Genomic DNA, 25,923 nt, shown 5'->3' with positions numbered 1-25,923 from the left:
AGCGACATGAAGAATTTCCTGTTCAATCTGGGCTTGCTGATCGTGATCGCCATCGTGCTGTGGGCCTGGGTCATCCTGCCCTGGCAGGGCGTCATCGGGCTAGCCGTGGTGTTTGCCTTGTGGATGGCGTTCACCCGCAGCGGTCGGCGTGCGGCATCGGTGGCGAGCGTCGGCATCAGCACACTAACGCAGCGCATCGGCTCGTCGGCGGTCATCGTGATCGGTATTGCCGGCGTGGTTGGCGTGCTGGTCGCCTTGCTGGCGATGGGCGAGGGCTATGCGGAGACGCTGCGCAAGACCGGCAGTGCCGACACCGCCATCGTGATGCGCGGTTCATCGGCGGCCGAAGTGATGTCGGTGCTCGATCACGACAGCGTGACGCTTATTCCGCAGGCCGCGGGCATCGCCAAGGACAGCAAAGGCCAGCCCATCGCCTCGCCGGAGCTGGTGGTAGCCGCCAATCTTCCACTCAAGGGCGGCAACCCGGACGACGAAGGCAGCGTGCAGCTGCGCGGCGTCGGCGACCAGGCCTGGGCCGTGCGTCCCAACGTGAAAGTCATCGAGGGACGCAACTTTCAGCCCGGCATGCGCGAGTTGATCGTGGGCAAGGGCGCGGCCAAGCAGTTCGATGGCCTGGTGCCTGGCCATACCGTAAAACTGGGCAACCAGCAGTGGACGGTGGTTGGCGTGTTCTCGTCCGGCGATGCCATGGATTCGGAAATATGGGGCGACGCCAGCGTGGTGGCCGACACCTATCGTCGCGGCAGCAGTCGTGCGTCGGTGATGGTGCGGTTGGCCGATCCCAAGTCCTACGACAAGTTCAAGGCCGAGCTGGAAGGCAATCCGCAGTTGAAGGTGGATGTCAGCACCACCTTGGATTACTTCAGCAAGCAGTCCGAAGGCATGACCAAGGTGATCAAGGTAGTCGGCATTACGGTCGGCCTGATCATGGCCATCGGCGCCATGTTCGGCGCACTCAACACCATGTTCGCCGCAGTCGCCGCACGTGCGCGCGAAATCGCCACCTTGCGTGCGATTGGCTTTCGCGGCGTGCCGGTGGTCGTCGCGGTGATGCTGGAAACCATGTTGCTGGCGCTGATCGGAGGCTTGCTCGGTGGCTTGCTCGCCTGGGTGATCTTCAATGGCTATAGCGCCTCGACGCTCGCTGCGGGCACCGTGGGCAAATTGAGCTTCGAGTTGCGCGTGTCGCCAGCCCTGCTCTGGACAGGTCTCAAATGGGCGCTCGCCATCGGTTTCATCGGCGGCATCTTCCCGGCCATCCGCGCCGCGCGATTGCCGGTGACGACCGCGTTGCGCGAACTGTAAGAGCGGCGGTGGCGCGGCCTCACCGCGCCACCGCTTGCGAATCTGGCGGCGCCGCGCAACGCTCGCGCCGTCGGTGACGCCTGGGGAGATCGTCATGCGCAAGGGATATGCGATAGGGCTGGCCCTGCTGCCTTGGCTTGCCGGCTGTGCAAGCTATGTGACCCACAAGATCGAACATCCGGCGCGCAGCCATACGCCGTTGCAACTAGCCATCCACGACAACCTGCGGCAGCAGGGCTTTGTGCAGGCATCGATACGCACGTCCGATGGTGTGCGTATGGCCTATTGGCTGGGTCAGCCGCATGCATACGCCATGCAGGAAACCTTCAGGGCATCAGCCGATGGCTCGAGCCTCCGATGGCAGTGGCAAATGCCGCAGGCCCCGTTCGATGGTTCGCGGCTCGCAGTAAAGGGCAGCATCGTGTTGCTGCACCCGTGGGAAGGCGAGGGCGCCATGCTGGCAACCTGGGCGTATCGGTTTGCATCGTCAGGCTATGTGACGGTGATGCCGGATCTGCGCAGCCAGGGTGATTCTGACATCGCACCAGTCGGCTACGGGCCGCGTGAAGGCAAGGACGTGGCCGAGCTGGTGCGCAGCCTTCGTGCATCGGGGCGGTTGCCGTCGCCGCTGTATTTGATGGGCGTGTCCTATGGCGCCACCGCAGCGGTGTTCGCGGCCGCTGAGCTGGACGATGTCGATGGTGTGATCGCGCTGGAGCCATATGGCAATGCGGCCGACGTCATTCGTCGCGCGCCATCGACGGGCTTGTTCGGTCCGCGCTGGTTAGGTCATGCCATAGGTGGATCCAGCGTGGATGCGGCCATTGCGCGTGCATCCAGCGATCTGGGCGTCGATCTGGAGCACATCGACACCGCCAGCGCGTTGCGACATGCACCCTGCACCTTGATGTTGCGTGGCGCCAGCGATCCGCTCGTGTCGGCGACAGCCTTGAAAGCACTGGCCGCCAGTTCACCGCAGGCGCGCTATGTCGAAGTCCCGAGCGAAAATCACCTCAGCCTGCCGTTGCGCACGGACCGCCTGATGCAACCCTTGCTCGACTGGATGCATGCCTTGGCATCACCTCACACGGCATGCCCAACCTTCACGCCGCTGCCGGCGTCGGAAAGTGCGGGCTCTGGAAAAGCGCTGGAGATCAGCGGCGCTGGCGCGCCAAGGTGATGGCGCCCACGCCCAGCAGGATGATGGCCATGCCGATCAAGTCATACGGCCCCACGCTTTCACCAGCGAGCAACACGCCGAACAGCACGGCCACTGGCGGGTTCACATAGGCGTAGCTGGTCGCCAGTGCGGGCCGCGCGTGCTTGAGCACATATAGGAAGGCACTGAACGCGATGATCGAGCCGAACACCGCAAGATAGACCAGCGCTGCGGTGGCGCGTGCGGTGGGATGGGCTGGCAGCTGTTCGCCGCTGGCGAAGCCTACGATCAACATGGCCACGCTTGCGCAGAGCATTTGCGCCGCCGTATTCATGGGGCCAGCCGGCATATCCTGACGACGGCTCCAGGTCGCGCCGAAGGCCCAGCTCATCGCGGCCACGAGCAGCGCGATCGCACCGATACGCGAACCGGAAAGTCCGGCGCCAAGGTTGAGCACGATCACGCCCACGAAACCGATCACCAGGCCAATGGCTTCGCGGCGCGTCGGCCACTCCCGATAGAGACCCGAAAACAGCGCCGCGAACAGCGGCATGCTGGCCACCGCCACGGCGGCAATCCCCGAACTCACCCGCTGCTCGGCGAAGCAGACCAGGCCATTGCCAACGCCGAGCAGCAAGAACCCGGTGATGGCCGCATTGCGCCACTGACGCGCCGTGGGCAGCGCCACGCCGCGCAGGCGAAGGAAGGCAAACAGCGCAACGCCGGCGCCCAGAAAACGAATGCCCGCAAGCAGGAAGGGCGGGTAGCTTTCCAGGGCATAGCGGATGCCCAGGTAGGTCGAACCCCAGATGATGTACAGCGCAAACAGCGCCAACGGCACCAGCACGCGGGTGTCGGCAAAGGGCGCGGTCGCCGCGGGGGCGACGGAGGTGGTCGTGGTATCTGTCATGGCAGGCTGCGCGGGGAGCATCGCGGGGTGGATGCCGCTCATAGTTTACAGGCACAAGCAACATAGTCCGGGCGCAGCGGCGGCAGAAGCGAGGCTTCCGCAAGGCAGGGTTGAGCGCTGCTCAAGTCAGGCGGCTGAGCGCTTGCCCTGCTGACGGCCGCCACGCTGTTCGYTGGCAAGCAGCTCGCGCTTGCGTTCCACGCCCCAGCGCCAGCCGCCGAGCGAGCCATCTTCGCGGACGATGCGGTGGCACGGCACGATCAAGGCGAGCCGGTTGTTGCCGCAAGCATTGCCGATGGCGCGGGCAGCTCGAGGCATGCCCAGTTCCGCGGCCAATTCGCCATAGCTTTTGGTGGTGCCGGCGGGGATGCGCGTGAGTGCATTCCACACCCGCCATTGGAAGGCCGTGGCGGCGACATCGAGCGGCGGAAGATCCGGTGCATCCGTGGTGCTCCAGCCCAGTTCGCCGGCGATGCGCGCGATCACCGCGTCCAGCCATTCTTCGCGGCCGGCATCCACGCGTTCGCGGGTTGCGTGCGGGAACTCGTCGGCGAGCCGCTGCTCCAGTTCCGCATCGGTATCGCCCAGCGTTACCGAGCAGATGCCGCGTGAAGTGGTGGCGACCAGCAGGCGGCCCAGGGAGGTCTCGGTGGTGGTGTAGCGGATCGCAGCGCCCGCGCCGCCGGCGCGATAACTGGCGGGCGTCATGCCGAGCAGCCGGTCGCTATGTTCGTAGACGCGGCTGCCCGAACCGAAGCCGGCGTCGTAGACCGCATCGGATACCGCCGCGCCTTTGCGCAGTGCCGTCTTGAGCTGGCCGAAACGGCGCGCGCGATGATATTCCGCCGGACTCATGCCGTAGCGACGCCGAAACGCCCGCTGCAGATGGCTGGGACTGAGCTTGGCAACCTCGGCAAGATCCTGCAGGGTCGGCGCTTCGTCGGCGCGTTCCAGCAGCAAGCGGACCTGTTCGAGGGTGGATTCGTTGGTGTGGCGGGTCGTCATGGTGGACCTCCGAAGAACCGATGAGTCCAGCCTAGTGCCAGTCTGCCTGGCCAGCCATCCGGATCTTGCGCGGCTAGTCTCCTGGGTGCGTGACGCAGCACCAGCGTCGTCGGCGCCGACGCTTCAGGACTTGCTGATTGCCGGACGGCCCGCAGGCCGGATCATCAATGCGCGACGTGATGCGTGCGCTGCAGCACCACAAATTCGCCTTCGATGACTTCGGGCTTGTGGCTGCGCGTGCCCACAGGCGACACGGCACTGCGCTTGCGCGACCATTGGCGTAGCGCGAATACCACAGCGCCTCCAACGAGCAGCACGCTCGCTACCACGAGACCAAACACCAGCAAGATGCCCACCACGGCGAGGCCCACGAGCAGCGACAAAGCGCGGACCAGGGGATGGCGGGAGCGACGCGGCATGGGCAGTGAAAAGCGCATGTGTTAAAAATCCGTGTGGTAAAATCAACGACTTACGTGCGTAACGATGGGGCCTTAGGGCGAAAGAGGCAAGTGCCGATGGATACAGCAACACCCGACCAGGCGCTTTGCCGACTGGACGATATTCCCGATGGCGGCGCCATCGCGGTTGATGCCGTGCTGCGCGACGGCGAGGAGAACGTGATCGTGCTGCGTCGCGATGACGCGGCGTATGCCTATCTCAATATTTGTCCGCATGCCGGACGCCGCCTGGACTGGGCGCCGGGCAAGTTCCTGATCAAGGACAACTTGCTGATCTGTGCGGCGCATGGCGCGTCGTTCCAGGATGTCGATGGGCTTTGCATCGGCGGCCCGTGTCGCGGCGAGCACTTGCGCAGCGTGGGCGTGCGCGTCACCGACGGCGAGGTGTGGCTCGACGGCTAAGAATGTCGATGCATTCGCAGGCGAGGTGGCCCGGTGACTATTCGGGCCCAAAGCCTTACTCGACGATCTTGTCGAGATTGCTGTTGAAGTTGTCCAGGTCGCGATCGCTGGTGAGCGAGTAGAGCGAGTAGCGCCGGCCCAGGCTCGCGCCGCCGTCACGGATCAGCGGATCCCAGACAAAGGCGGCGCGCGAAAGCGTGGAGCGGGGCAGCATCAGGTCGAACGGAATCGACACATAGATGCCCTTGTCGAAACTGCCTTCGCCAAACTGCGCCGCCGACACATTGGTCTTGGTCGCATACGCACCCATGCGCACGCCGTTGCGGAACTCGCGCGACACGTCGACCGTCGCACCCCAGTCGCCAGCCAGATAGCGACCGGCGCTCACCGCGACTAGCACATCCTTGTAGCCCAGGTCGAAATAGCCGGTGACGTGGCCGGTGACCACGTGATAACCGCGGAACGAGAAGTCCTGGTCGTAGCCGCGCTGCTTGACCCAGTTGATGTCCGAGCCGATCGCCCAGCGCTCGCCAAMCGGGCGATAGAGCACTTCGCCGCCCACGCCGCCGAACATGCTCTCCAGCATGCCGGCATACGCCATGCCGTAAAGATCGTGGCCGAGCTGTTGCGTACCAGTCAGCTGGAAGACCGGCATGGTGACGGTCGAGCTGGTGATGTACTTGCGCACATCGGTACGCACGCGCGGCAGGTCGCTGGGTGCGTCGTATTTGAACTTGTCGTAGTTGTCGAGCAGATCCACCGACGCCACACCGCTCCACCAGAGGTTGGGCGTGAAGTGGAAATCGAGGTTGTAGACGGCGGCGATCTGATAGAGCAGGAAGGCGTCCGGGCCGCCGAGATTTTGCGCGTAAACCAGTGCAAAGGACTGGTCGAAACGCTTGGTCGGGGCGTGGTAGAGCACGTCATCATTGCGCGGTGTCGGCGCGTTTTGCTCCACGCTCTGGCGGAATTCACCCAACGTGATGTCGTGGTTCAACAGCTCATCGAAACGTTGGCGGTTGACGCTGGTTTCCGCCGTGGTGAGGCCTTCCTGCTGCGAGGCGATGGTGAACCAGTCGACGCCGGCGCCAAGCGCGTTGTCGAGCACGCGCGCCGCACGGCCCACGCTTTTGGCGCTGTAGAAATAGGTCTCCTGCTCGCCTTTCACCACCACTTCGCTGCCGCGGCGGGTGATGCTCGACACCTGGATGCCCGCGTTGTCGCGAAGTGTTCGCGCGACGTTCGCCCAGTCGACCTCTTCCGGCGTCTGCGTCACGGGTGCGGTGTTCTGCTTGGGCGGCGCCGGATCCAGCAACTTCGTCGGTCCGGTGCCTTCGGCCATATTGGCGTGCAGTGTCAGTCCGAACATCACCGTGTTGCCGCGCTCGATCGCCACGCTCAGATCGAGGTTGCGGCCGGGACGAAACACAGCGCCGACGTTGACCGGCGAGCTCTGCTTCTGATTGTTGTGCTGCGGCTCGTGCTGATAGTTGTTGCCGTCGTACTCGGCCTTGAGCACCAGCCAGTCCCACGGCGTCTGGTAGCTGATGCCGCCAAACAGTGCTGCCGGGCCGCGGAAATAACGATTGCTGGAGAACTTGCCGGTGCCGTCGCTATCGCTCGGGCGCACATCGAACTTGTCGCTGATGATGGACAACGGATTGTTGATGTCGCCGCGCGCACCGACATAGCCCCAGCCCATGCCCAGGCTGGCGTCGATCGGCCCGAAACGCTTGTTCATCACCACGTATTCGCCGGCGAACAGACCGGTGCCGCCGATATCGCGGGCACCCACGCTGAGGTCGGGCAGGTAATGGCTTTCGCTCCATAGACGTATCTTCACGTCGATGGATTTGTCCTTGTAACTCTGGCTACCGCTCAGTGATTCCGGGCCATACCGGCGATTGCTCACCGCGGTGTAACGGAAGATGCCTTCCAGCCACGGCAGCGGTTGCAACGAAACGTTGTAGCGGTCGTACGGCTGGACATGGCTGGCCGTCAGCGCCACTTCGCCATCGTCGGCCATGCGTGCGGTGGGCGTCTGCCACAGGCCGACGCCGCCAAAATCACTTTGCGTGGGAGCGTTGTCGGCATACGCCGTGCCCATCAGCAAGCAGCCAAGCAAGGGCAGCAGGCAACCGCAACGCCGCCGCAACTGGGTGCGGCCTCGGGGCGTGGTGATGATCCCCGAGGGACGTCCTGTCCGCTTGCGCATTATCGATCGCCTTCCGCCGCAGCTAGCGGCTGGGTCGCCAGAAAGGCGGCCAATGCCTGGTTGAGCTCCGGCGACACGCCATGCAAGCCGGTTTCACGCAGTGGCACGTAGATCACCGCTCCTGGCGCCAATGGCATGGATGGGCCGCGATTCCACAGCCCCGCGCCCTGTTTCGTGATGCGGCCATCGGGCTGGATCACGAAGATCCAGTCACCATCGGCCACATTCGACGGTTTGCAGGCGTCGAGATAGTCCTGCGCGTTTTGCATCGGCACGAACGGCAGCACGCAACGCTGGTTCACTGCGCCGACCACCTGGATGGTGGTTGGGCGACGGGGATAAAAAAGCGTGTYGCCTTCGCCCACAGGCCGATTTTCGACGGCGTTCACTTCCACCGAGCGCGGGTCGAGCAAGGCCACTTCACGCCCCGTCACGGGCATCGGCTGCAACCAGTCGCGCAGCGAAGCGAGGGTGTCGGCCAAGGCGGTACGGTTATCGCGCAACGCCTGCAGCCGCGCGCTATCCAGGTCAAACAGGACGCCTGCCTTCAGGCGCGACTGCTCCACCTGAAGCGACGGTCGCTGCCACGACGCGCCCAGCGGATACGCATCGGCACCCAAGGGGCTGGCCAGCGCGCCATCGCTCAGGCGCGCGTGACCGGAAAGTTGCTTCAAACCGGGAGCGGTTACGGCGCCCGTGATCTGGACGTCCACTGCATGCGCGGCGAGCGGGCAGATCATGGCCGCAAGCAGCATGTATCGGCGCATCACGATTTGCTCCCGCGATACGGGCGCAACTGCACCAGCTTGATCGTCATGCCAGGCATGACTTCCTGTTCGCTCATCCACACGAAGCCATCGCTGGGGTCGACCCAATAGCGATTGCTGACGCGAAGGCCGGCTACCTTGGCGGAAACTTCTTCGGTCACCAGCAAGACGCGATGCGCCGTGCCGAGGATGTCGATGCTGGTTTCACCTGCGGGCTTGAGCGTCGCGTGCACCGGAATGCCGTAGCGATAACCAGGCGACCAGTCGTCGATGCGGTCGTAGCTGGTGGCGGCGCCAAGCGTTTGCAGCCCATGGACGAAAGGATCGTTGGCACGATCGATACGGCTGCCGTCGAGATTCTGTGCGAGACCGATGGTCTGCACCACGCGACCGTGTTCCAACACCAGGGCCACGCCGCTCGTGCCGTACCAATACTGGCGAGCACCGACGACATTGCCGAGGATGAGAATCGCATCGCCATGCGCGGTGATGGCGCGCAGCTGGAAATAGGGCTTGGCCTGCACCTGTTCGATGGTGGGCGAGAGCTTCGGCGTGCCTTGCCAAACCAGCTGCAAGGTGTCCACGGTGGAACGCGAGACGCTGGTGCATCCGGCGAGCAGAAGGCCGGATGCCGCAACCACCGCGAGCCGCTCCCCGCATCGGCGCGCGAACGAACGATGCCCCCGCGCGGGACGCAAGGGCATCGCAAAGGCCGGCTTGCGCCGGCCGTTGTTCGGGCGCCGCGACAACATCAGTGGTCGAGGTTGTACGAGGCGTTGGCCGCGTTGCTGATGATGCCGGTCAACGGCAACAACTGGGACAGGAAGCGGTTCCAGCGCGTCACGTCGGCAGGCCCGACGAACACCACATCACCCGGCCTCACCTTGAACTGGTCCGCCAGGATGAAGGCATCCGGCGAGCGCGCATCCAGCTGATAGACCGTGCCCCTGGCCATGTCCAGACCCTCGATGCCGCGGATCACGTACACCGCCTTGCCCTTGGAGGTTGACGGATTGAGTCCGCCGGCACGGCCCAGCGCCTGGGTCAGGGTGAGGTTGGAGGTCTTGAAGGTGAGCGCCATCGGGCGATTCACTTCGCCAATGACGTAAACCTCGTGGTGGTCGTTGTACGGCAGAAACAGTCGGTCGCCAGGCTTGAGGTAGACATCCTGAGCCATCGACTTGTTGGTGTTCAGCGCATCGAGGTCGATACGGTAGTCGTGACCGTCACGCGATAGCACCAGGCCAGAGAGATCGGCCTGCTCGGTGTTGATCGTTGCCGCGCCCAGTGCTTGCGCCAGCGTGGTGGGAATAGCGGTGATCGGCTGCGGATCGGTCTTGACGAAGGCGCCCTGGAAGGTGACGCGCTGGCTGCCATAACCGATGACATTGACGTCGACCTGCGGCTTTTCCACGTACTTGGCCAGCTTGTCGCTGATGGCTTTGCGCAGTTCCTCGATGGTCAGGCCAGACACCTTCAGTTCGCCCACATACGGGTAGAACAACGTGCCATCCGAACGCACGAGACGACCGTTGGCGAGGGTCTGTTGCTGCGGGCCGGCGGGCGAAGTCAGCTCCGGGTGATCCCACACCGTGATGTACAGCGTATCGCCCGCGCCGATGCGATACGACTCGGGCTTGTAAGCAAGCAGCTCCGACGGCAGCGCCGCTGCAGCGAGCCCGGCCTTGTCCATCGCCAGCTGCTTGGGCGTGATGGGCACGATGTCGACGCGACTGTTTTCGTCCTCACTGCGCGTCATGCTGTGAGTGGACATGTGCTGGCCGGGAGCCCAAATGCACCCGTGCAGCAGGAGGGTCGCGGCGGCAAGCGCCACGGCAGTGCGTACGTTCATGACTTCGGTTTCTTTGAGTTACAGACAGCACACATCCATGCCGGACGAATCCAGCATGGATGTGCCGTGTACTGCGGAGTGGTTAGTGGGTGCCGGTGGTGCCGGTCGTACCACCCGTGCCACCGGTGCCGCCCGTGCCACCGCCGGTGCTCGGCGGGGTGTTCTGGTTACCGTGGCTATCGCTGCCACCGCCGGCAACGGCCGTGGCGACTGCGGCTGCGCCAAGTACGGCAGCGCCAACATAGGCAGCCGTCAGGGTGCCGGCGGCGGCGCCCGAAGCACCGGCTGCGCCAGCCTGCGGGGCTGCTTCCGGAGCAGGAGCAGCCGGGGCCGGAGCGGTCTGGGCAAAGGTCTGGCCGATCATGGCCGTCATCAAAACGACTGCAAGCAACTTCTTCACGAGAACTCCATTCTGGTGGTCATTCGGGCACATCTAAACACAACCTTACCGGAAAATGAACGGGACGATCCTGATTCCCGATCGGTGACGGCCATCAAACTTGTGGCTATGATTGTAAGCTGAGCGCAAGAGTAGTGTTGCTATTTTGTGATCTGATTCACTTGACGGGTAAGGTGTTGCGCCTCCCGTCCAGATAACAAGATCGGCATACGACGCGTTTTTACAGGGGCCTGCCAGAACGACAAAGCTCGCGCTAGCGCGAGGCTTGCGCTTGGGCAGTGGATGCGTATCGGAAGAGTTGGTGTTTGTGTTCAAACGGATTTTGATCGTCTGCGTGGGGAACATCTGCCGTAGTCCTACGGCCGAGTACTTGTTCCGTCATCACCTTTCCACGGCTGGTGCTTCCATCGAGAGCGCCGGCCTGGGCGCGTTGGTGGGCAAGCCGATGGATGCACAGGCCTTGCAGATTCTTGGCGAACACAGCGTGGATGGCGGCGAGCACCGTGCGCGGCAAATCAGCACATCGATGCTGCGCGATGCTGACCTCGTACTGGCCATGGAGCGCGAACACGTCGCCAGCCTGATGCGCATGGCGCCCGAGGCCAGCGGCAAAGTGATGTTGCTGGATCGCTGGGGGCGAGGCGGCGACATTCCTGATCCGTATCGCCAGAGCCGCGAGGCTTTCGAACACGTCTACCAACTGATCGATCGTGCTGTGCAGAGTTGGTTGCCGTATCTGCGTACGTAGTGACGCGTGGAACCGGTAAGAAAGCGCCTTTAAAGCAGTATCGGAGAGTTCCGATATAAGGCCTCGCGAATTTCATCCATCCTAATCTGACCTTCCTGGACTAGCTCAGCATGACCGCAACACAGACCGCCGCGCCGCAAGACGACGAAATCGACCTGCGCGAACTGCTGGGCACGCTGCTTGATCACAAGTGGCTGATCGGTATCGTTACCGGCGTGTTCTTTGTGCTCAGTGTGGGCTATGYGGTGCTCGGCACGCCGATCTACGAAGCCGATGCGTTGGTGCAGGTGGAACAGAAGGTGCCCAATCTACCCGGCCTGAGCGCGATTACGCAGACGCTGGGCGCCTCCAGTTCGGAGGCAACTACCGAGATCGCTCTCATCACCTCGCGCTCCGTGATTGGCAAGGCGGTGGGTGAGCTCAACCTGCAGATCGAAGTGGCGCCTTACCACTTTCCGATTTTTGGCGGTTGGGCCGCGCGTCACTACGTGCCGGACCAGCCCACCGACGTGGCGTCGCCACTCATGGGTCTTAGCCGTTACGACTGGGGCGGCTCCAAGCTAGACATCTTCCAGTTGAAGGTGCCTGCGTCGCTGCAAGAGAAGAAGCTCGTGCTCATCGCAGGTGAGCACGGCAATTACTCGCTGTACTACGGCGGCGACGTGATGCTGACCGGTCAGGTGGGCACCGTGGCGACTGGCCATGGATTCACCATGCAGGTGCGCGAGCTGCGCGCCAATCCCGGCACGCACTTTGCCGTCGTGCATCACACGGCGCTTGCCGTGATCAATCAATTGCAACTGGATATCAACGCCACGGAGCAGGGTAAGGACTCCGGCATCATCCAGCTCATGTACGACAACGAGGATCCGGAGTTGGCTGGCCAGCTGCTGGATCATGTGAGCCAGGCTTACGTAAAGCAGAACGTCGAGCGCAATTCTGCCGAGGCCGCCAATAGCCTTCAATTTGTACGCGAGCAACTTCCGCGTATCCGTCAGGATCTGGACAAGGCGCAGACCGCATTAAACGCCTTCCAGACCAAGGCGCATTCAGTCGATATCACGCTGCAGACCAAAGGCCTGCTGGATCAAGTCGTCGCCATCGAGACGAGCATCCAGCAGTTGCGCATGCAGCAGGCCGACATGGAGCGACGCTTCACCGCCGAACATCCCGCCTATAAGGCATTGCTTGAACAGATTGCGCAGCTTCAGGCACAGAAAAACGGCATCGATAAGCAGGTGGGCGGCTTGCCCGACACACAGCAGGAACTGCTGCGCCTGACCCGCGACGTCGAAGTCCTCAATGCGACCTACACCGGTCTGCTCAATCAGGCACAGCAGCTCGATATCGCGCGTGCGGGCACCGTAGGAAATGTACGCGTGATTGATCCCGCATCTGTGGATATCTCCAAGCCGGCCAAGCCAAAGAAGGCGCTGGTTGCCCTTGGTGGCACCTTCCTCGGCGGTCTCCTGGCGGTGGCCTTTGTGCTGGTGCGCCAGATGCTGAGCCGCGGCGTGGAAGATCCAACCGCGATCGAACAGCTGGGCCTTTCCGTTTATGCATCGGTGCCCAGCAGCGTGGCCGAGAAGCAGAGCTTCCTGCAGGGACGTCGCGGGCGCGCGGACGGCAAACAGAAATTGCTGGCGGTCAATGCTCCGGCCGACCTGGCCGTGGAAGCACTACGCAGCCTGCGCACAAGCTTGCACTTCGCGCGCATCGAAGCGAAGAACAACATCCTCATGATCTCCGGCGCCAGCCCGGGGGCCGGCAAGACGTTCATCTCGTCCAACCTGGCCGCGGTGATCGCAAAAGGTGGGCAGCGCGTGCTCCTGATTGACGGCGACATGCGCAAAGGTGCGCTTCACACGGTGATTGGCGGGCGTCCCGATAAGGGATTGTCTGAATTGATCGCCGGCCAGCTTTCGTTGGAAGATGCCCTGCGTACAGTGGGCGACGTCGAAGGCCTGCACTTCATCTCGCGCGGCAAGGCGCCGCCGAACCCGTCCGAACTGCTGATGCACGTGCGCTTCGCAGACCTGCTCGAAACGCTCAAGCCGAAGTACGACCTGGTGATCATCGATACGCCGCCGATTCTCGCAGTGACCGACGCCGCGATCATGGGCCATCACGTTGGCACCAGTCTGCTGGTGATCCGTTTTGGCCTTAACCAGGCGCGCGAGATCGCGCTCGCCAAGCAGCGTTTCGAACAGAACGGCGTGCAGATCAAGGGCGCGGTATTCAACGCCGTTGAACGCAGGAGCACGGGCTACTACTCGTACGGCTACTACGAGTACAGCAGTAGTCCCRCGTAAGCAGGTTCGAGAAAATTCTTGTGGGAAATTGTGACCGGGCCTGCGGGTCCGGGTAGTACGAACAGTCTATTGGTTGCTTGACGTGCGATCAGTGATGATCTCGCGGCTCTTTCACGGGGGGAGTGAATGAGGGGCAATGAAAGCAAGTGGCGCAGCCCGAAGGATGGGCGGTCTTGCGCTGGTGATCCGCAGCAGTGTCTAACGTGGTGCTGCCGTGAGAACACGTCGGTCGCAGACAGCTACATGGATGGAGTGCGGTAATGTTGACGATTCCAGGTCTTCCGCAGCTGAAAAGAGCGGAATCCCATTTCTTTTCGAAATACGCGGCACTTCTGGACATCACGCTGCGAGTGAGCGATGTATTCGTCATCACTCTGGTGGCGTTGGCAGTTTATCGCCTGGAGTTCGGAAATCTTGAGATGGGCCTTCACTACGTCTCCGGTTTGATACGGACGGTCTTGCTGGTGCTGGTGATCTTTCCTGCCTTGGGTCTCTACCGTAGTTGGCGAGGAGAAAGCCGACTTCGCGAAATAGGGCGGCTTTGGATGGCGTGGTCAGCCACGATGGCTGTGCTCCTTTCCATGGCCTGGGCCCTTAAGACGACAGGCTCGTATTCACGTGTGGGTGCCGGTACATGGTTCATTGCCGCCGGGGTGCTCTTGACGATCGATCGTCTGGCACTGCGCTGGCTTCTTGGACACATCCGTATACGCGGCGTGGATTCGCGTCGCGTGCTTGTTATCGGAAGTACCCAGGCTGGACAGCGCATCGTAGCCGCTGCGCGCAACAGCGCGTGGTTGGGCCTGGATGTGCTTGGCTACATTAGTACTCCCTATGATCAGGCCGAGATCACAGGAGTGCCTCATCTCGGTGAGCTGCCTGATCTCGCGCCGATTGTCAGCGAATGCGCCCCGGACCAGATATGGATCGCGCTGCCCATGCGCGCCGAGGAAACCATCCAGAAAATACTGCAGCTGACCCTGGATACGCCTACGACGATTCGCCTGGTACCCGATTTCTTCGGTTATGAGCTGATCAACCACCATGCTGCAGCTGTTGCGGGCGTGCCTGTGATCACCCTGCGTTCCAGCAGGGTCGAAGGCCACGCTGGTTTGTGGAAGGCAGTAGAGGATCGTTCAATCGCTCTTCTTCTTGTGGCAGTCCTCGGACCGCTCATGATGCTGATTGCGCTTGGCGTCAAACTTAGTTCCCCAGGCCCCGCCATCTACAGACAGAAGCGCCACGGACTCGGCGGCAAAGAATTTGAAGTGATGAAGTTTCGCTCGATGCGAGTGCATTCGGAAACACCCGGGAATATTACGCAGGCCAAGCGCAAAGATTTCCGTGTTACTCCCTTTGGTCGATTTTTGCGAGCGAGCAGCCTCGATGAGCTCCCCCAGCTCATCAACGTGCTGCGCGGCGACATGTCTATCGTGGGCCCGCGACCGCATGCCGTGGAGCACAACCATCAATTCAGCGAAAGATTGCGCGGGTACATGCAGCGTCACGGCGTTAAGCCAGGCATGACGGGGCTTGCACAAATCCAGGGATTTCGCGGCGAGACGGATACGCTAGAGAAGATGGCGAAGCGCGTCGAATGCGACATTTCCTATATCAAGCAATGGTCGATTTGGCTCGATATAAAAATCATCATTCGAACCCCCTTGGTTCTGCTGAGGGGAAAGAACGCGTACTGAGCATGCTCGGCACAACGGCTCGTCGGCCGTTGATGTCGTTAGACCAACAGATTCGTTGACTCGCACGATTTCTGGACCTGCGAGTTGTTCATTGGCAGGCGGAATTCCATGAAAGTGTGCAAATTGTTGGCGCAGGCGGGCCTCGCGTTGCTGGCTTCATGGCTGGCGCTTCCTGCACTTGCCCAAGTGTCGACGAAGTTGGTCGGCGTAGGTGTTCACTCAATCGGCATCGGCGCTGATGCGCAGACGAGTCAGTTGGATCTGGTGCAGAGGGCCGGCCTTGGTTCCGTGCGCACCGACGCGGCTTGGAAGTACGTGGAGCAAGTCCAGGGACAGATGGCAGTGCCGGCGTCTTGGGATCATTTCGTGGATGAAGCCCTGAAGCGCGGTATCCAGCCAGTGCTCATCCTTGACTATGGAAATCCGTCTTACGACGGCGGTGACAAGCCGCGCTCTTCGGAGGCTATTGATGGCTTCGTCCGTTACGCGCAATTCGTCGTTCGTCACTTCCATGGGCGCGTGAAGACGTTTGAGATTTGGAATGAGTGGGACAACCATACCGGTGGTTTCCCTGATGGAAGCCCCGAGGACTATGCGGCTTTCTTTAAACGCGTCTATCCCGCGCTGAAAGACGCCTTTCCTGATACACGATTTTTGGTCGGGGCGGGTGTAAAGCCGGGATGGTATGAAAGATTGGCCAAACTCGGCGTGCTGCAACAAGCCGACGGGATCGCAGTTCATCCCTACAACTATCAGAAGGGTAGCCTGCTCGGGCCAGAGGACGTGGCGGTGAATATCCGCGCCCTGCAGGCAAGGCTTTCGAGAATGACAGGCAGGCCGAGCATCGACTTCTACATCACTGAGATCGGCTGGCCAACCAATACAGGACGATTCGGCACGCCCGAGTCCGTGGTGGGCGGTTTTGCCACTAGGGTCACTGCGCTACTGATGTCCTTGCCGTATGTCCGCGGGGTCTGGTGGTACGACCTCGTCGACGATGGAGCCAACCCTGCCGACAAAGAAAGCCGTTTCGGTTTGCTGCGGCAAGACTACTCACCCAAGCCGGCCTATCTCGCCATGGCGAAGATCGCGGGCTTTGTTCGGAGTCACGATCTTGAGCTCAGTGAAAAGTCCGAACTGAGAGAGGGTTTTGTAGCGATTCGCCTGCTTGCCGCCGATGGGCCGGAGCAAGGGTTTCTTGCTTGGAATGCAGGCTCTGGGGCTGGGTCAATTCAGATCGAGTGTGATCCCAAGGACGGGCCAAGAGTAAAGGACGGCAGCTCGAACCTGTTGCATCTGACGCAAGAGCCGATCCTGGTGCCCGTGGACAAAGGAGTTTGTAGTGAACGTCCTCTCTGATGCGCCGTAGTCGAGGCGCTTGTAAGTCCATCCTCACTTTTGATGTGCAAGAGCGCTAGCAGGTCTAAGTCGATGTCATTCTTGGTTGTACTTGCCTTGATCGCCGGGCTGCCAGTGGTTCCGCGACGGTGGCGCATCGCAGCTATCTTGCCGAGCAGCATTCTGCAGATCTATCCGCCTGGGTTGGGCCTAGGCGACTCTCCTGTATCTCTCGTCTTTGTTTTGTCGTGCTCATTTTGGCCCGACGCTATTAGGGAGGCGAGGTCAATCATCAACTTCCGGCCGACGCTCGCGCTGCTGGGACTAGTGTTGGTGACGATTCTTAGCTTTAGTTGGTCGGTCGATCTGCACCTTGCTCTTGCCGCACTAAGCAATCTACTCGGCTTTCTCATTGTCTACGCAGGTTTTACCGCGCAGTCACGCCGCGGTGCAGAGTGGATCGTCCGTGGCACGAGGCTGATGGCGTTGGCCGCCCTTTTCCTCGCTTTCAGCGTTGTTGCCTTTCGCTTGCTGCCTCTGGTGAAGATGGGCTTCCTTCAATCACCGCTAGGCAGCATTTTCATTAACGCAAACGTGCTCAACGAGCTCTTTTTGGATGGCAAGAACAACGTTTTCGACCCGCTGAAGTCAGGAGGCTTCGGCTTTGTCAACGCCAACGTTGCTTCGACGGAGCTTGGCATGTTGGCCATGATGCTTTTCGGTGTGTCGCGCGCCTACGGTGACCGCCTGCTGCTAATCAGCTCGATTGTCTTGATAGGGGTGATTCCGTTTACGGGCTCCAAGGCGGGGATCATGCTGATCGGAGCAATGTGTGGTTTGCTCTATCTGCTGTACTTGTTCCGAAAGGGTGGTGTGGCACAAGGATTCCTGGCTATCAGCGGAGGGCTCGTCATTCTGCTGCTCCTCGGCTTGCTGGGCCCCATTGAGACAAGAAGCTCGGCAGCTGGCTTCGGTAGCGAAGTGCAAGGCACGACGGATACTCGCTTCCTGATCTGGGAGTTTGCAGTGAGCAGCCTGGCGAAGAGTCCGTTGCTTGGCCAGGGTTTTGGAGGCTGGCAGGCCACGTTTCCAGCGTACGCGCGGCAGGTGGGGCTTTCGCCCAATTTTCCGCCGCACAATACGTTTCTCTATCTCTGGTCGCAAAGCGGCATTCTGGCGATGCTTCTGGGCTTGTGCTTCGCCGTCGCCGTGTTGAAGCGAGCGTTTGCGCAGATCAGGCACGTGGATGATGAGTGCCGAGGCCTCGCTTTGGCTTTGGGGATGGGCTTTCTCTGGCTGACGTCTCAGGGCCTGGGTGAAAACCTTGGTCTGCTGGGTGAAACGCATATGGCGCCGGTGTTGGCCGCCATGATGGCGTTGTTTCGCGCGCGCCTCGTGGCATTTGACGCCAAGACGGACCGAAATAATGCGTAATGTCGCTATCTACCGGCACCAACTGTTTAAGCGGTCAGAGCCCTTCATTGCGGAGCAGGCCAAGCACCTTGTTGGCGTTTCCCCCTTGCTCATAGGGCGAGAACGGCTTGGCCCGGGTCACTCTTCTCTGAAGAGCGTCGCACTTGCGGACTTTTGGCCCAAGGGCAGCTTGCTGCGCCGGGTGAATCATGCCGTCACGATGAATCCCGAGCCGGTCACAAGATTGCTTCGGGACAGTGGCACCGAACTTATTCATGCCCATTTCGGCGTGGATGCTGTGTACGCGGAACGCGTGTCCTCCCGAATGTCGGTGCCTCTGGTCACGACATTCCACGGGTTCGACGCCACGGCAAGCGTGAGGGCTCATCTGCATTCGCGCTCACCTGCCCGGATGAATTATCTGTTGCGACGCAAAGTCCTTGCTCGCCGTGGCGACGTGTTTCTCTGCGTTTCAGAGTTCATTCGCGGCAAAGTGCTGCAGCTTGGGTTTCCCGAGGCCAGAACACGCGTTCATTACATCGGCGTAGACACCGACGGCATCACGCCGGGGCTGAAATCGCCTGTCCCCCTCATCCTCCACGTGGGTCGCCATGTGGAGGTGAAGGGCGTCGATACTCTGCTGAAGGCCTTCGCATCGCTCGCAGGCCGTCATCCCGAGGCAGAACTACATCTGGTTGGGGACGGTCCTCTCCAATCGTCACTTCGTTCCATGGCTAACTGGCTCGGCCTGGGCCATCGAGTCCGTTTTCTTGGTGCTCGCTCACACGCGGAAGTAGTGGAGATGATGCGACGCGCCTGGGTGCTTTGCCTGCCGAGCAACACCACTCAAGCCGGAGAGACGGAAGGCTTTGGCATTGTCCTTCTGGAAGCCGCGGCAGCGGGCATTCCTGTTGTTGCTAGCAGGCATGGAGGTATTCCCGAGGCTGTATTGGATGGAGTCACAGGCCTGCTCTCCGATGAGAGAGATGCCAATGCCTTGGCTGATCATCTTTGCACTCTGGTCGGAAGCGCTTCGCTGAGAGATCAGCTGGGTTCCGCTGCACGGAGTCGAGTAGAGACGCAGTTCAACTTGGCGCAGCAGTCTGCCGTGCTGTCTGAAATCTATCGGGGTCTGCTATGAAGCATCTCGTGATCCTTACGCGCGTGTTGCCTCACCACAGTATTGGCGGTATGCAGGCAGTCGCTTGGGATCTTGCGCGCGAATTCGTCCATGCGGGCGCGCGCGTCAGCATCTTAACTACGGAGATCAAGGGCAAATCGGAGCGGTTCGTCGATCAAGACGTAGCCATCTTTGCCGTGCCTGGAACCAACTGGCGTCGCTACGGTGCACGCTGGTGGCGAAGATCGAGGGAGTACTTCCAGAGCCACCTCATGGACGACTGCGATGTGGTGCTCAGCATCAGCGCCGGTGCGATAGGTCTCTTGCCGCTGCGCGACAAGATGCCCGGCACGCCCTTCGTCATGCAGGCACATGGAACGTCCTGGGGCGAAGCCGTTTCCAAGTGGAGAACGCTCTCCGCCAAGGCTCTCCTAACGTCGCTACGAAACCTGCTTTGGGTGGTCAAAGACTCACTCGCTTATCGTCAATTCGATGCCATCGTTGCAGTGGGTCAGGCCGTGGCCAACGACTTGCGATGTCCGCCCTACAGCTGGTCCATCGATAGTCGGCGAATTCATGCCATCGCAAACGGCGTGGATACTGGGAAATTCAAGGCGTCAGCCACTCGTCGGACCACGTTGCGTGCTCAAAACGGCTGGCCTGATGACGCGAAGGTCGTAGTCACAGCTTGCCGCCTGCACAAGCAAAAGGGAGTGCACCTTGGCATCAATGCGTTCGCCTTGTTGGCCACCCGCGTGGGCAGCGCAAGATACCTTATCATTGGTGATKGACCCGAACTCAACGCGCTCAAGCAGCAGGCCGAGGACCTCGGGCTTGCGCAGAAAATTTGCTTCACTGGCAGCGTTGAGCGCGAGGAAATAGCGTCCTATCTCCAGAGCGCCGACGTGATGCTCTTTTCGACTACGCGTGTCGAAGGTTTGCCGCTGAATGTGCTCGAGGCGTTGGCTTGCGGACTGCCGTCGGTGATCTCCAGTCACTTGTTCGAGGTGGATACCAAGCCCAGTGACACCCACGTATTGCAGGTCGACCCACGCGACGCCCCAGCTGTAGCGAACGCAATGGCATCCGCCTTGGCGATGCCGTTCGCGTTCACTCCGGTATTGAAAGAGGAGTATTCGCTGGCTGGGTGTGCTCGCGCATACGGACGACTCTTCGATGAGCTCGTCGAGGCTAGGCAGGCGCTCGAACCACGGAGATGCCTGTAGTGCTGAAGGCATCATTGAAACTGTTCTGGGGCTCACTGGCAGGCAAGCTGGTCGGTGCGTTGCGCGAGGTGCTACTTGCGGCACTGTTTGGTACGTCCGGCGTGGTCGCCGCACTGCGCGCTGCCCAGTCCGCAACCCTAATTCCGGTGAACTTCTTCACCGCCGATAGTCTGTCGGCCGGATTTCTGCCGTTATATAGCCGCTATCACCAGATAGATCCCAGGAGAGCCGGCGCCCTTTTCTGGTGGGTGGCCGGGCTGTTGCTCCTGGCATCGTTGGTGGTGTTGGGCATTCTTTTATTGGGCGTATCGAGCTGGATCAGCCTTCTCGTCCCGGGATTTGGCAGAGACGAACGAGAGCAAACGATCCAGTTCGTCAGAATCATGGGTCTAGGCGTGCCGTTCTATATCGCCGGTGGCCTTTTTTCGTACCTCGAGATGGGGCACGGCTCTTACGGTCTGGCATCAGCGCGCGCTACGTTACAGAGCGCGGGGATGATAGTGGGCACGCTCGCGGCCTATGTGTTGCAGGCGCCCTCGCTTCTCGCATGGGGATTCACGGCCGCCTACCTGGTTTTTGCGTTGTGGGGTGGCATACGTGTAGTACGACGGGGGTGGGCGCCACGACCGCAAGGGCTGACGCGAGTCGAGATGCGGGGCATTGGTGCGGAGTTCTGGGGCGTCGTCAAACCGCTGCTACTGCTCCCCTTACTATTGCAAGGAAACATTGCGGCTGAGCGTGCTGTCGCGTCGCTCCTCGGTGTGGATGTCTCTGCAGCGCTTGATTATGCCAAGTTCATTACGGATACGGGCGTGCTACTGCTGGCGGTGCCGCTTGGCCTGGCTGGATTATCTGCGATCAGCCGTATGAGTGCTTCCGAGACGACGGAACTGCTGGCTCGTGTAATCCCACCTCTGCTGCTGGCGACGATTCCCGTGTCTGTCGCCTTGGCTATGCATGGCCAACTGGTTGTTTCGATCATCTATCAGCGGGGGAACTTCGGCGAAGCATCGACGACGCTCACGAAAACCATACTCTGGGGTTTCGCGATTGGATTCTGGGCGCAAGTTGTGAGCTATGTCTTGATGAAGGCACTCAGTGCGCAGTTGCGAAACAGGGAAGTATTTCGCTTTATGGCGATCGCCCTGGTGTGCAACGCAGCTGTCAATTTCGGGCTTTATCGATGGCTCGGACCGGTGGTACTGGGCTTGGGAGGATGCGTCTACGGCGCAGTTCTTCTAGCTTTGAGTGCACGGGCCCTTGGTGTGCAATATCTGGTCGCTTCGCGATTGATCTGGCTTGCCGTAGGTTCGGCCGCTTATGGCCCGATGACCTTGTTGATTCCCTCACGTGGTTGGGCGGGTGTCGTAAGCGCAGGTGCTCTGTTCGCTGTCTATTGGATTGCCTATGTCGCCCTTGTGCCGGCCCTGCGCCAAGACCTGCAGCCTTTGTGGAGAAAGTGGAGGCTCCGATCCGCATGAGTGGAAATAACATCGTTCTCCTATCGACGGCTGATTGGGACAATCCGTTCTGGACCAATAAGCAGCACGTCGCGGTGAGTCTGGCCAAACGCGGCTTTCGTGTTCTTTACGTGGATTCTTTGGGCTTGCGTCGGCCTAGTCTGTCTTCGCGAGACTTTCTACGTGTTCTGCGGCGCCTCAGGAAGGGCGTTCGGTCGCCACGACGCGTGCGCCCGAATCTCTGGGTCTGGTCCCCCATTTTGCTTCCCTTTCATGGCCTGCCAGTTGTTCGCGCTCTGAATCGGCGCCTCCTTGAAATGGGCCTGTGGTGCTGGAAGCGATGGCTCGGGCTGGGAGACGCATGGTTGTGGACGTACAACCCTCTCAGCGATCAGCTGCTTCGCTTACGTTCTTGGCCGCGGGTCGTGTATCACTGTGTGGACGAGATAAAGGCTCAGCCGGGCATGCCGGTCTCTGTCCTCGAGCAAGCCGAAGGCGAGCTGGTCCAAAAGGCTGACGTGGTCTTCGTGACGTCCACCACGCTGGAGCTGTCGCGCAGGGAAATCAATCCGCGTACGTACTATTTGCCCAACGTTGCGGACTACGACCATTTTTCGCAGGCCATGAGCGGCGACACGGCCATACCGGCAGATCTGGCGTTGATTCCCGGGCCTCGCATTGGTTTCATTGGCGCAATCAGCGGCTACAAGATCGATTTTGACCTGCTGCGCCAAGTGGCCGAACAGCGGCCGGAGTGGTCCCTCGTGATGATCGGCGAGGTCGGCGAGGGTGATCCCTGGACCGATCCATCAGTCCTGAAAAGCGCAAAGAACATCCATTTGTTGGGACCGAGGGCGTACTCGGCGCTGCCGCAATATCTCAAAGGATTTGATGTGGCGATCCTGCCGAACAGGCTCAATGACTATACGGCGGCCATGTTTCCCATGAAATTCTTTGAATACCTCGCTGCGGGCCGGCCAGTCGTCAGTACATCGCTAGCCTCGCTCAAGGCATACGAGAAGCACGCGTGCCTTGCCAAATCCGCTCACGAGTTCATTGACGGCATTTCAGATGCATTGTCTGGTCGTTGCGCGAGCCTGGACGATAGGTTGGGTCTGGCTCGCCAGCACACGTATGAGGCGCGCATGGACCGCATGCTGAAGATCGTCGCGGAGACCGCTCGATGAACATCAAGGTTGCGGTTGTCCATGATTGGCTCGTCACCTACGCCGGTGCAGAGCGCGTTCTGGAGCAGATACTGACGATCTATCCTCAGGCTGATCTGTTTGCCCTTTGTGACTTCCTGCCCGATCACGAGCGTGCATTTATCGGGGGGCGCAAGGTGAGCACGACCTTCATCCAGCGACTCCCTTTCGCGCGACGACGGTATCGCAGTTATCTGCCGCTCATGCCTTTGGCCATCGAGCAACTGGACCTCTCCGGATATGACCTGGTGATATCCAGCTCGCACGCCGTCGCCAAGGGTGTCTTGACTGGCCCCGACCAGATCCACGTGAGCTATGTGCACACGCCGATTCGTTATGCATGGGACATGCAGCATCAGTACCTGAGGGAATCCAATCTGGATCGTGGGATCAAAGCGTGGCTCGCGCGTTGGTTTCTGCACAAAATGCGCCTGTGGGATATACGTACGTCACCAGGCGTGGATCACTTTGTCTCCAATTCGAAGTTCATTGCACGACGGATCAAGAAGGTCTACGGAAGAACAGCGAAGGTGATCTACCCTCCGGTTGACTGCGATCGTTTCCAGATGGTCAAGGAGAAAGAGGATTTCTATCTCACCGCTTCGCGCCTCGTTCCTTATAAACGGGTTGATCTCATCGTCGAAGCGTTCAACCAAATGCCCGACTGTCGATTGGTCGTTATAGGCGATGGGCCGGACTACGCAAAGATCAAGGCACTGGCTGGAAAGAATGTAGAGGTCCTGGGCTACCAATCTGATGAACGCCTGCGTGAACTCATGGGCAAGGCACGCGCTTTTGTTTTCGCCGCCGAGGAAGACTTTGGCATCACTCCAGTCGAGGCGCAGGCTTGCGGGACGCCCGTCATAGCGTTTGGAAAAGGGGGCTCTCTCGAAACCGTTCGTGCAAGCGGAAGCGAGCCGACAGGAGTGTTCTTCGAAGAACAAAGCGCAGCGTCCGTAAAGTCCGCGGTGCTGTCCTTTGAAACGAAGAGGCATAGCTTTAGTGCCGAGAGCTGCCGTGCCCATGCCGAGAAATTTTCGGCCAAACGCTTTCGTGAAGAGATTGATCTGTTCGTCCAAAGCGTATTGGCGATCCGTTCTAATCCTTCGGATGAGACGGAAGTGCTGCGGGACATTTGAGTCCTAAGCGTGAACCGCGAAATCCCAGCGTCTGGCGCCGCCCGAAGACTGGGATTGCGCGTCACTTGTCGGTTTGGCTTTGCTCGTTGAGAGGCTCGATGAATATTCTGCTTTGCGGCGGTGCCGGTTATATCGGGAGCCACATGGCCAAATGGCTTGCCGTGCGTGGTTTCTCTGCGACGGTGCTCGACAATTTATCGACCGGGCACCGCGACGCTATCCAGTGGGGTGATTTCGTTGAAGCTGATCTGCTGGACGGCACTTCGCTAGAGAATGTCTTTTCCGGCCGCCGCATCGATGCCGTGATGCACTTCTGCGCTAGGTCACTTGTGGGCGAGTCCATGACCATGCCCTACGAGTATTACGCCAACAACGTGTGCGGCACGCTCAATCTGCTCCAAGTCATGCGCAAGTACGGAGTGGACAGATTGGTGTTTTCATCCACGGCCGCGGTCTATGGGCATCCACTGCACGGCGTGATCGACGAAGACCACCCACTGAACCCGATCAACCCTTACGGGCAGAGCAAGTTGATGGTAGAGCGGATACTGTCGGACGCCGCGCGCGCCTATGGTCTGCGCTCCGTCTGCCTTCGGTATTTCAATGCGGCCGGCGCCAGCGCAGATGGGGATATTGGCGAAGCGCATGAGCCGGAAACTCACCTCATTCCCAATGTGCTTCGATCAGTATTGGGAGGTGGCGCTGGTCTGAAGGTCTTCGGGGACGATTACCCTACCGCCGACGGCACGTGTGTTCGTGACTACGTGCACGTTGAAGACCTGGCACAAGCGCATCAATTGGCGCTCGACTATATGTCTGACCGCGACGGCGCTCACGTATTCAACCTAGGGAGCGGCAAAGGGTTTTCGGTGCGCGAAGTGATTTCCGCTGCAGAAAGAATTACGAAGCACTCGGTCGCTTATGACATCGCGCCAAGGCGCCCAGGCGATCCAGCGGTGCTCGTTGCATCGAACGCAAAAGCTCGCGTCGAGCTTGGCTGGAAGCCGCAGTTCTGCGGTCTGGACGAAATCGTTGGAAGTGCTTGGCGGTGGCACTCCAGCCAGCGATCTCAAGGGCATCCGAGAGTTTCGATAAATCGGGATGACGATCGGATATTGGTTTAGCTCCCAGGCTCTTCTGAGTGAGAGCCAATGAAGAGCCGGATCTTTCTTAGGGCTTTTGCAAGCCTAGTGATACATCAAATTAATCGTCACCAACGTCAACACCAGCACAATCGCAGTGAGTGGCAGTCCTACGCGGAGGAAGTCTTTGCCGCGGTAGCCGCCGGGGCCGGCGATCATCATCAGGGCGGGGTGGCCTGAGCTGAGGAGGAAGGTGTTGGAGGAGGAGACGGCGACGATCAGCGCGTAGGCGGATGGGTTGTTGCCGGTGGCTACGGCGACGCTGATGGCGATGGGGACCATCATCACGGTGGCGCCGACGTTGGACATCACTTGCGAGAACAGCAAGGTGAGGATGGCCAGCGACAGTTGCAGGATCCAGTGGTTGGTGTGGCCCAGTTGATGCAGCACTTCTTGGGCAAGCCACGCAGCGGCGCCGGTGGCGTCCATCGACCAGCCCAGCGGAATCAGGCAGGCGGTGACGAAGATGGTCTTCCAGTTGATTGCCTTGTACGCCTCGTCCATGTTAAGCACGCCGGTGAGCAGCATGCCGATGGCGCCGGTCATCATGGCCACGGAAAGGTCGAGGTGGGTGAACAAGGCAAGGCACTTGGCGAGAAGGAAGAAGCCGACCGCCTGCCAGATTTTGC

At 60.6% G+C, this 25,923-nt stretch carries 23 protein-coding genes; 14 read left to right on the top strand and 9 right to left on the bottom strand.

The window, feature by feature from the left end:
- Nucleotides 1-6 precede the first annotated feature (6 nt).
- Together AC1DMG_RS08335 and AC1DMG_RS08330 are read left to right on the top strand one after the other, a co-directional pair.
- Nucleotides 7-1,326 carry an ABC transporter permease gene (locus AC1DMG_RS08335; RefSeq protein WP_477180401.1) on the top strand — a complete coding sequence of 440 codons (1,320 nt, stop codon included), beginning with the start codon at nucleotides 7-9 and terminating at the stop codon, nucleotides 1,324-1,326.
- Between the two features lie 94 nt (nucleotides 1,327-1,420).
- The gene (locus AC1DMG_RS08330) at nucleotides 1,421-2,506 is read left to right on the top strand and encodes an alpha/beta hydrolase (protein WP_477175025.1); all 1,086 of its coding nucleotides are present in this window, start codon (nucleotides 1,421-1,423) and stop codon (nucleotides 2,504-2,506) included.
- Here the strand turns inward: AC1DMG_RS08330 and yedA are convergent.
- The 3 genes from yedA to AC1DMG_RS08315 all read right to left on the bottom strand — a co-directional run bounded on the left by yedA (nucleotide 2,481) and on the right by AC1DMG_RS08315 (nucleotide 4,837).
- Complete coding sequence (gene yedA, locus AC1DMG_RS08325; RefSeq protein WP_441604472.1) at nucleotides 2,481-3,395, bottom strand: drug/metabolite exporter YedA; 915 nt, start codon at nucleotides 3,393-3,395, stop codon at nucleotides 2,481-2,483. The genes AC1DMG_RS08330 and yedA overlap by 26 nt on opposite strands.
- Nucleotides 3,396-3,521: 126 nt before the next feature.
- A complete protein-coding gene (locus AC1DMG_RS08320; protein ID WP_477180400.1) occupies nucleotides 3,522-4,400 on the bottom strand; it encodes a methylated-DNA--[protein]-cysteine S-methyltransferase in 879 nt (292 codons plus the stop codon).
- Between the two features lie 164 nt (nucleotides 4,401-4,564).
- Entirely contained in the window at nucleotides 4,565-4,837 is a 273-nt protein-coding gene (locus AC1DMG_RS08315; protein WP_441604470.1) for a DUF1129 domain-containing protein, read from the bottom strand.
- A 78-nt stretch (nucleotides 4,838-4,915) separates the two neighbouring features.
- On the opposite strand from AC1DMG_RS08315, the gene AC1DMG_RS08310 reads away from it, so the two are divergent.
- On the top strand, nucleotides 4,916-5,260 hold the full coding sequence (locus AC1DMG_RS08310) for a Rieske (2Fe-2S) protein (RefSeq protein ID WP_441604469.1): 345 nt from the start codon (nucleotides 4,916-4,918) through the stop codon (nucleotides 5,258-5,260).
- A gap of 55 nt (nucleotides 5,261-5,315) precedes the next feature.
- Here AC1DMG_RS08310 and AC1DMG_RS08305 read toward each other — a convergent pair whose 3' ends face one another.
- The 5 genes from AC1DMG_RS08305 to AC1DMG_RS08285 all read right to left on the bottom strand — a co-directional run bounded on the left by AC1DMG_RS08305 (nucleotide 5,316) and on the right by AC1DMG_RS08285 (nucleotide 10,494).
- The gene (locus AC1DMG_RS08305; RefSeq protein WP_477180399.1) at nucleotides 5,316-7,475 is read right to left on the bottom strand and encodes a YjbH domain-containing protein; all 2,160 of its coding nucleotides are present in this window, start codon (nucleotides 7,473-7,475) and stop codon (nucleotides 5,316-5,318) included.
- On the bottom strand, nucleotides 7,475-8,242 hold the full coding sequence (locus AC1DMG_RS08300) for a capsule biosynthesis GfcC family protein (protein ID WP_477180404.1): 768 nt from the start codon (nucleotides 8,240-8,242) through the stop codon (nucleotides 7,475-7,477). Before AC1DMG_RS08300 ends, AC1DMG_RS08305 begins: the two co-directional genes overlap by 1 nt.
- Nucleotides 8,242-8,883, bottom strand: a complete 642-nt coding sequence (locus AC1DMG_RS08295; protein ID WP_477175022.1) for a YjbF family lipoprotein — start codon at nucleotides 8,881-8,883, stop codon at nucleotides 8,242-8,244. Before AC1DMG_RS08295 ends, AC1DMG_RS08300 begins: the two co-directional genes overlap by 1 nt.
- A 110-nt stretch (nucleotides 8,884-8,993) precedes the next feature.
- Nucleotides 8,994-10,094, bottom strand: a complete 1,101-nt coding sequence (locus AC1DMG_RS08290) for a polysaccharide biosynthesis/export family protein (RefSeq protein WP_477175021.1) — start codon at nucleotides 10,092-10,094, stop codon at nucleotides 8,994-8,996.
- Nucleotides 10,095-10,176: 82 nt separating this feature from the next.
- The gene (locus AC1DMG_RS08285) at nucleotides 10,177-10,494 is read right to left on the bottom strand and encodes a hypothetical protein (RefSeq protein ID WP_477180398.1); all 318 of its coding nucleotides are present in this window, start codon (nucleotides 10,492-10,494) and stop codon (nucleotides 10,177-10,179) included.
- Between the two features lie 307 nt (nucleotides 10,495-10,801).
- Between AC1DMG_RS08285 and AC1DMG_RS08280 the strand changes: the two genes are divergently transcribed.
- The 11 genes from AC1DMG_RS08280 (at nucleotide 10,802) to galE (ending at nucleotide 25,276) form a co-directional block, all read left to right on the top strand.
- On the top strand, nucleotides 10,802-11,242 hold the full coding sequence (locus AC1DMG_RS08280) for a low molecular weight protein-tyrosine-phosphatase (protein ID WP_441604463.1): 441 nt from the start codon (nucleotides 10,802-10,804) through the stop codon (nucleotides 11,240-11,242).
- A gap of 110 nt (nucleotides 11,243-11,352) precedes the next feature.
- Nucleotides 11,353-13,554: a polysaccharide biosynthesis tyrosine autokinase gene (locus tag AC1DMG_RS08275; protein ID WP_477180397.1), complete on the top strand. Its 2,202-nt coding sequence runs from the start codon at nucleotides 11,353-11,355 to the stop codon at nucleotides 13,552-13,554.
- Between the two features lie 260 nt (nucleotides 13,555-13,814).
- Entirely contained in the window at nucleotides 13,815-15,251 is a 1,437-nt protein-coding gene (locus AC1DMG_RS08270) for an undecaprenyl-phosphate glucose phosphotransferase (protein ID WP_477175019.1), read from the top strand.
- A 108-nt stretch (nucleotides 15,252-15,359) separates the two neighbouring features.
- Nucleotides 15,360-16,610, top strand: coding sequence for a glycoside hydrolase family protein (locus AC1DMG_RS08265; protein ID WP_477175018.1), 1,251 nt, complete (start codon nucleotides 15,360-15,362; stop codon nucleotides 16,608-16,610).
- Between the two features lie 72 nt (nucleotides 16,611-16,682).
- Complete coding sequence (locus tag AC1DMG_RS08260) at nucleotides 16,683-18,023, top strand: O-antigen ligase family protein (protein ID WP_477175017.1); 1,341 nt, start codon at nucleotides 16,683-16,685, stop codon at nucleotides 18,021-18,023.
- Complete coding sequence (locus AC1DMG_RS08255) at nucleotides 18,016-19,143, top strand: glycosyltransferase (RefSeq protein WP_477175016.1); 1,128 nt, start codon at nucleotides 18,016-18,018, stop codon at nucleotides 19,141-19,143. The genes AC1DMG_RS08260 and AC1DMG_RS08255 overlap by 8 nt, the downstream gene beginning before the upstream one ends.
- On the top strand, nucleotides 19,140-20,348 hold the full coding sequence (locus AC1DMG_RS08250) for a glycosyltransferase family 4 protein (RefSeq protein ID WP_477180396.1): 1,209 nt from the start codon (nucleotides 19,140-19,142) through the stop codon (nucleotides 20,346-20,348). The genes AC1DMG_RS08255 and AC1DMG_RS08250 overlap by 4 nt, the downstream gene beginning before the upstream one ends.
- Nucleotides 20,339-21,829 (top strand): murein biosynthesis integral membrane protein MurJ, encoded by a 1,491-nt coding sequence (gene murJ / locus AC1DMG_RS08245; protein ID WP_477179105.1) that lies wholly within the window; start codon nucleotides 20,339-20,341, stop codon nucleotides 21,827-21,829. Before AC1DMG_RS08250 ends, murJ begins: the two co-directional genes overlap by 10 nt.
- Nucleotides 21,830-22,245: 416 nt before the next feature.
- Nucleotides 22,246-22,995, top strand: a complete 750-nt coding sequence (locus AC1DMG_RS08240; protein ID WP_477175013.1) for a glycosyltransferase — start codon at nucleotides 22,246-22,248, stop codon at nucleotides 22,993-22,995.
- Nucleotides 22,992-24,152, top strand: coding sequence for a glycosyltransferase family 4 protein (locus tag AC1DMG_RS08235; RefSeq protein ID WP_477175012.1), 1,161 nt, complete (start codon nucleotides 22,992-22,994; stop codon nucleotides 24,150-24,152). The genes AC1DMG_RS08240 and AC1DMG_RS08235 overlap by 4 nt, the downstream gene beginning before the upstream one ends.
- A gap of 98 nt (nucleotides 24,153-24,250) precedes the next feature.
- The gene (gene galE, locus AC1DMG_RS08230) at nucleotides 24,251-25,276 is read left to right on the top strand and encodes a UDP-glucose 4-epimerase GalE (RefSeq protein WP_477175011.1); all 1,026 of its coding nucleotides are present in this window, start codon (nucleotides 24,251-24,253) and stop codon (nucleotides 25,274-25,276) included.
- 63 nt (nucleotides 25,277-25,339) lie between these two features.
- Here galE and AC1DMG_RS08225 read toward each other — a convergent pair.
- A partial coding sequence (locus AC1DMG_RS08225; protein WP_477180395.1) for an SLC13 family permease occupies nucleotides 25,340-25,923 on the bottom strand: 584 nt, incomplete at its 5' end.

It is taken from the genome of Dyella sp. 01N36, assembly GCF_056399745.1.
This window is presented reverse-complemented; position numbering and strand designations above follow the sequence as displayed.